Raw genomic sequence first — 6,063 nt, forward strand, 5'->3', positions numbered from 1 at the left:
ATGTAGTACGACTGGTCCAGCCAGTTCCAGCCCAGGCCCTTGTCTGCCCGGAGGAGGTCTTCGCTGAATGACTTGGCTTCCGGGTAGATTTCCGTGGCGTTGATATGGACGCCGAAGCTGGCATTCCACTCCTTTCCTTCTTTGACGAGGGTATTGAGGTCTTCCAGGCCGCCTGCACGGGTGTTGAAGTTGTTGCCGTAATCGGTGTTGGCGGAGTCGTGGCCCTCGCTGGTGTAGCCCTTGAGCATGGCCACCTGCCCCAGCCCGTCGGTGGCCAAGGCGATGCGCTTGACGTCATCAAGGGTCCGGAGGAAGGGGTGGGTTGCCTGTGAGGCGAAGTTGAAGGGAATGTGGGTAATCACGTTGTCCGGCGTCTGTTCGCCCTTATGGGCGTTGACCTGGATGGATCGCATGGCGATTGCCGCATCCTGCCAGTCCACACCGCCGTCGGCATTTGCGTCGGCGGTGATGGCAACGCGGGTCCACGGTAGTTCCTCGGTGGTTGTGGAGCCTTCTGCCCGGTACAGCCACTGGCCGCTGGCAAGACCCATGGAAACACCTCCGGCTCCGTCGCTGACTGCTTGCCGCCAGAAGCGCCCGCGGTCCTTGGCACCCGGACCTGAGGATGTGTCGTAGAGGGCATTGGATTCGACGGCGGCGCCCAGGGATGCGGTGTTGGCCAGGGCGTAGGCGGAACTCTTGGCGGTGGCGTCCAGGGGAGTGGACGCCGTGATGGGCGTGAATTCATCGCCGGTAACGCTGCGGTCCACGGACAGGTTGGCTGTGGAGACCTGGGCCCCGGGTTGGGTGGATCCCACGGTCACCAGGTTCATCCGGGGTAGCTGCACGGTTTTGACCTGATGATCAGCCGATTCCTTGATCTCTGTGACATTGAAGGACACCACGTTCTTCTTGACCGAGAGCCGGGCCTTGATGACGGTGTTGCCGAATTCCGGAACGGTCAGTACGTACTCCCGGGCGTCGTCTCCGGATTCAGTAGACGTCCCGGTCACTGCGTACTCCACACCGTTGAGGGTGATGGTACTGAGCCGGGTTACGGTGCCGTCCAGGCGTTCTTGGGTGGCGGTGTCTGTGTAGCCAATGACATGGGGGAATGCGGTGGCAACGTCCACGGCAAGCTGGCCGGAGGTGATGGTTGCAGTGTCGTTGGCGCTGACGGTATCTGCCTCGGGGGCGAACGGGAAAGACGGGACTGCCGCAGTTGCGGGTTGGAGGACCAGGAGTCCGAGCGAGGATGAGGCGACGACGCAGGCCAAACTGAGCGACACGAGGCGTCTGGGGGATGACAAGCGGGGCATGATGCTCCTTCTTGATTTTTCCGAACTGATTACGATCATGTTCTTGCGGACGTGTCTAAGACTGCTGCACAGAACAGAAGTTGACAAGAGTTAACAGGCAGTTAACTTAATTGCACACTTGGGCGCATGCTTTCCCGATGAATCCGGACATTTTGGCAGCGCGGGAATTATGAGCAGTCTTCCCCTTGGATGATCCTTGTGAGATCGAAAATGATCGTTTAGTGTTTCTATAGATCAGAAAACGTCATTAAGCTGAGCTGGGAGCGGAACACACGATGAGCGAGAACACACTGGGTGCCTTCATGGAGGAAGAGCTGGTTTCCCAGCCCGAGGTTTGGCGGCGGGCGGTGGAGCAGGCTCGCGCCGAGGAGTTGCTTCCGGCCGACGGCCAGCGCATCGCAGTGATCGGTTGCGGGACATCCTGGTTTATGGCCCAGAGCTATGCGGCAGCCCGCGAATCCGCAGGGAAGGGCGTCACCGACGCCTTCGCCGCATCCGAGGCTTTCCTCAACAACAACAGTGCCGATCGCCAGTACGACGCCGTTGTGGCCATTACACGGTCAGGGACCACCACGGAGGTACTGGAGATCCTCGCGGAGCTTCAGGGGATCGTCCCCACCGTGGCCATCATCGGCGACACCACGTCTCCGATCATCGACCTCGCAGATGCCGTGATCGGCCTGCAGTACGCCGATGAACGCTCGGTGGTGCAGACCCGATTCGCCACCACTGCCTTGGTCTACCTCCTGACAAGCCTCGGCATTGACGTGCAGCAGGCCATCGAGGACGCTCGTGAGGCCGTCAGCGCCCCGGTCCCGCAAGAGCTGTTGGATGCCGAGCAGTTCACCTTCCTGGGCACCGGCTGGACCGTAGGGCTGGCCCACGAAGCCGGCCTGAAAATGCGCGAGGCAGTGCAGGGCTGGACCGAGTCCTACCCCGCCATGGAGTACCGCCACGGACCCATCTCCATCGCCGCCCCGGGCCGCGTTACCTGGCTGTTTGGTACCCAGCCCGAAGGCCTGGACGACGACATGGCCGTCACCGGTGCCCTCTACATCCACACCGACAAGCATCCGTTGGCTGAATTGGCGCGGGTCCACAAGGTCACCTTGGAGCGTGCACGCGTCCGCGGCCTGAACCCGGATCTGCCCCGCAATCTGACGCGCTCCGTCATTCTCGACGCCTCCGCCTAGGTCCCGGTCATGGTTCTCGGAGCCGCAGAGTCACCGGTCCTCTCCTTCGACGTTGGCGGGACCGATATCAAGGCCGGCTTGGTGGATGCCCGCGGGACAGTCCTGGGCATGCGCCGTGTACCTACACCATTGGATCCTGCGCGCCCCGGCGAAGCTGTCTTGGACCGGCTGGCGGAGCTTAAAGCGGAATTGGCTGATGAGTTCCCGGACGCCCCCGCCCGGGCGGCCGGCATCATCGTCCCGGGCATCGTGGACTCCGTTGCCGGCATAGGCGTCTACTCGGCCAATCTTGGCTGGCGTAATTTCCCGTTCACTGCCGAGGCAGAAAAGCGACTTGGGATTCCAGTGGCCTTTGATCATGACGTCCGGTCCGCTGCGGCCGTTGAACACAGCTTCGGCGGATCCAAAGAGTTCAAGGACGTTGTGGTGATGGTGGTGGGGACCGGCATCGCAGCAGCCGTTTTCTCAGGGGGCAAGGCCGTGACCGCAGGCGGTTTCGCCGGTGAGCTTGGCCATGCCCAAGTCCCGGACCCCGACGCCGGCCCCGGCCCCGCCGGCTCCACCATCCTCGAGGCCGTGGGATCGGCCGGTGCCATCGCCAAACGCTACTACCGGGCCTCCGGGAACCGCGTGAACGGTGCCCGTGGTGTCCTGCTCCGGGCGCGGGACGGCGATGAAACAGCCGCCCGTATCTGGGCCGATGCCGTGGATGCCCTCGCCTTCACCATCTGCCAGTGCGTCAACATCATGGGAACCGAAGCGGTAGTGATCGGCGGCGGCCTGGCCGAAGCCGGGGACGAACTGCTGGAGCCCCTCCGGGTGGAAGTGGACCGGATCCTCGATTTCCAGCGACGCCCCCAGCTGATCAGGGCCCAACTGGGACAAAACGCGGGGTTGCTCGGTGCGGCCTTGAATGCACGGGCACTCCTGGGAGCAGCACAATGAAGCGAGCCAACGTCAACCGCATCATCACAGTTACCGCGAACCCCGCTATCGACATGACCTACACGGTGCAGGGAATCACCGAGGGCGCCAGCCACCGTGTACCCACACCGTTGAGCCGGGCCGGCGGCAAGGGCATCAACGTTGCCCGCGTGACACACCAGCTTGGCTACCCTGTTCTGGCCATTGCCCCCACCGGCGGTGCAGCGGGGCAAACCCTTGCCGCTGAGCTCTGGACCAGCGGCGTTCCCCACACGCTGGTGGGAGTTGCCGCCGAGACCCGCCGCAGCATCGCGCTGGTGGATACGGTCGCCGGAGAAACGTCCATCTTCAACGAAGAGGGCCAGGCACTCCTGCCGGACGACTGGCGCTCACTCCGGATTGCCGTGGTTGAAGCCGTCAGCGGAAACCGGAACCTGCCGGCCTCCGTCCTGGTGGGTTCGGGAAGCCTGCCACCGGGTGCTCCGGCTGATTTCTATCCGGAGCTGGTGCGCCTGGCCCACGACGCCGGTATCCCGGCAATCATTGACACCTCAGGTCCCGGAATCATCGCCGCAGCCAAGGCCGGCGCCGACATCCTCAAACCAAATCATCATGAGCTTGCCGAAGCGACCGGAGAAACCAGCCTTGAACCGGCAGCGCTCGCCTTGATCGACATGGGCGCCCGGACAGTTCTGGTCAGTGCCGGGGCTGAGGGCATGCTCGCCTTCGACCACGCCGCTCCAGGTGGTTACTGGAGCGCGCGCCTGCCCGAGGCACTGAGCGGCAACCCCACAGGGGCGGGCGACGCCGGTGTGGCGGCTGCCGCCGTCGCACTCGCCGAAGGCATCACCGAACCGCGCGAAATACTCCGCCGGGCCACCGCCTGGTCCGCAGCTGCCGTGCTCATGCCGGCCGCCGGTGAGATTTCACCGCGCTACCAGGAACTTCAAGACCAACTGATCGTGACATGGAAGGAGACCCGGTGACCCTGGTCAATACACGCGAACTCATGGACAGGGCCGCAGCCTCCGGCACGGGCCAGGGCGCGTTCAACATCATCCATATTGAAACCGCCGAAGGCCTGGTGGCCGGAGCCGAAGCGGCCGGTGTTCCGTTGATCCTGCAGATCTCCGAGAACTGCGCCAAGTACCACGGTGGACTCGAACCGATCGCTTCAGCGGCCCTTGCGATCGCCCGTTCCGCCGCAGTGCCCGTTGCACTTCACCTGGACCATGCAGAATCCGAAGACCTCGCCCTTGCAGCCGTGGACCTTGGCTTTGGTTCGGTCATGTACGACGGCGCGCACCTGCCCTATGACTGGAACGTCGAGGTTACCCAGCGTGTCGCCGCCTACGCCCATCAACGCGGTGTCTACGTCGAAGCCGAATTGGGCAAAGTGGGCGGTAAGGATGGTGCCCACGCACCGGGCGTCCGGACCGACCCCGCTGAAGCCCATGCATTTGTTGAAGCAACCGGTGTAGACGCGCTCGCCGTGGCCGTTGGCTCCTCCCATGCCATGACGGAGCGGAGCGCCGCGTTGGACCTGCATTTGATCACCCGGCTGAAGACCGCCGTGGGAAAACCACTGGTCCTGCACGGCTCCTCAGGTGTGGCGGACGAGATGCTCGTAGCCGCTATCGGCGCGGGTATGACTAAAATCAACGTATCCACACATTTGAACGGGTTCTTTACCCGCGCCGTCCGTGAGTACCTCGAAGTCAACCCTGCAGTGGTGGATTCCCGGAAGTACATCAAAGCCGGCCGTGATGCCCTTGTGCTGGAGTCCGCACGTATGCTGACGCTGTTCGCTAAAGCGAAATAGCTCCGACCCCGTGAAAGGCCCGTCATGACCCGCACCGATCGGCTGACCGCCATCCTCGATCTCCTGGCCGAGTCCGGCCATGTGGAAGTCGAGGACATCGTGACGCGTCTGGGCGTGTCACCAGCCACGGCCCGGCGTGACCTGGACAGCCTGGCCAAGCAGCGGCTCCTCAGCCGCACCCGGGGCGGCGCCACCACGGGATCGGTGGCCTATGACCTCCCTGGCCGCTACAACCGTGACGACCACGCTGCGGCAAAGCAGGACATTGCCCAGGCTGCATCAGCCCTGATCCGGCCAGGTGCCGTGATCGGACTCAGCGGTGGCACCACCAACACTGCACTGGCCCAGTTGCTCTCCACCCGCGAAGACCTCAACGCGCCATCCAACAGGCCGACTCTGACGGTGGTGACCAATGCCATCAATATCGCCTCGCAGCTGGCGGTCCGGCCCAATATCAAGATCATGGTCACCGGCGGCATCCTCAACCCGCGTTCCTACGAGCTCGTGGGTCCCTACACGGACGTCATCATGCAAAAAGTGGCCTTGGACATTGCGTTCATTGGCGTCAACGGCGTGGACCCGGACCTCGGCCCAACCATTACCGACGAAGGTGAAGCCATGGTCAACACCGTGATGGCACGCCGCGCCACGGAGTCCTACGTCGTGGCAGACTCCTCCAAGGTGGGCCGCCGCTCCTTCGCCGCAATGGCGGGCTACGACTTCAGGCACCTCATCACCGATTCCGGGATCAGCGCGGAGGACAAGGCTGCCTTCGAGGCCAAGGGCACGGAAGTCATCGTCGCAT

General features: G+C 63.5%; 6 protein-coding genes. 5 read left to right on the forward strand and 1 reads right to left on the reverse strand.

The window, feature by feature from the left end:
* On the reverse strand, positions 1–1,319 hold a 1,319-nt coding region (locus HP499_RS19485; protein WP_253951702.1), incomplete at its 3' end, for an endo-alpha-N-acetylgalactosaminidase family protein.
* Positions 1,320–1,594: 275 nt separating this feature from the next.
* On the opposite strand from HP499_RS19485, the gene HP499_RS19490 reads away from it, so the two are divergent.
* The 5 genes from HP499_RS19490 to HP499_RS19510 form a co-directional block, all read left to right on the forward strand.
* Entirely contained in the window at positions 1,595–2,512 is a 918-nt protein-coding gene (locus HP499_RS19490; RefSeq protein WP_172325806.1) for an SIS domain-containing protein, read from the forward strand.
* Positions 2,513–2,521: 9 nt separating this feature from the next.
* A complete protein-coding gene (locus HP499_RS19495) occupies positions 2,522–3,457 on the forward strand; it encodes an ROK family protein (protein WP_172325807.1) in 936 nt (311 codons plus the stop codon).
* Positions 3,454–4,422 (forward strand): 1-phosphofructokinase family hexose kinase, encoded by a 969-nt coding sequence (locus tag HP499_RS19500; protein ID WP_172325808.1) that lies wholly within the window; start codon positions 3,454–3,456, stop codon positions 4,420–4,422. The genes HP499_RS19495 and HP499_RS19500 overlap by 4 nt, the downstream gene beginning before the upstream one ends.
* Positions 4,404–5,258, forward strand: a complete 855-nt coding sequence (locus HP499_RS19505) for a class II fructose-bisphosphate aldolase (protein ID WP_172325809.1) — start codon at positions 4,404–4,406, stop codon at positions 5,256–5,258. The genes HP499_RS19500 and HP499_RS19505 overlap by 19 nt, the downstream gene beginning before the upstream one ends.
* 24 nt (positions 5,259–5,282) lie before the next feature.
* Positions 5,283–6,063: DeoR/GlpR family DNA-binding transcription regulator (locus HP499_RS19510; RefSeq protein ID WP_172325810.1), on the forward strand; the 781-nt coding region annotated here is incomplete at its 3' end.

The organism is Paenarthrobacter sp. CM16, from assembly GCF_013179505.1.
Taxonomy (GTDB): Bacteria; Actinomycetota; Actinomycetes; order Actinomycetales; family Micrococcaceae; genus Arthrobacter.

Bases quoted from the DNA above. Each gene is read 5' to 3' on its own strand.
- HP499_RS19490 (WP_172325806.1), top strand. From the start codon at position 1,595: ATGAGCGAGAACACACTGGGTGCCTTCATGGAGGAAGAGCTGGTTTCC.
- HP499_RS19505 (WP_172325809.1), top strand. From the start codon at position 4,404: ATGGAAGGAGACCCGGTGACCCTGGTCAATACACGCGAACTCATGGAC.
- HP499_RS19500 (WP_172325808.1), top strand. From the start codon at position 3,454: ATGAAGCGAGCCAACGTCAACCGCATCATCACAGTTACCGCGAACCCC.
- HP499_RS19495 (WP_172325807.1), top strand. From the start codon at position 2,522: ATGGTTCTCGGAGCCGCAGAGTCACCGGTCCTCTCCTTCGACGTTGGC.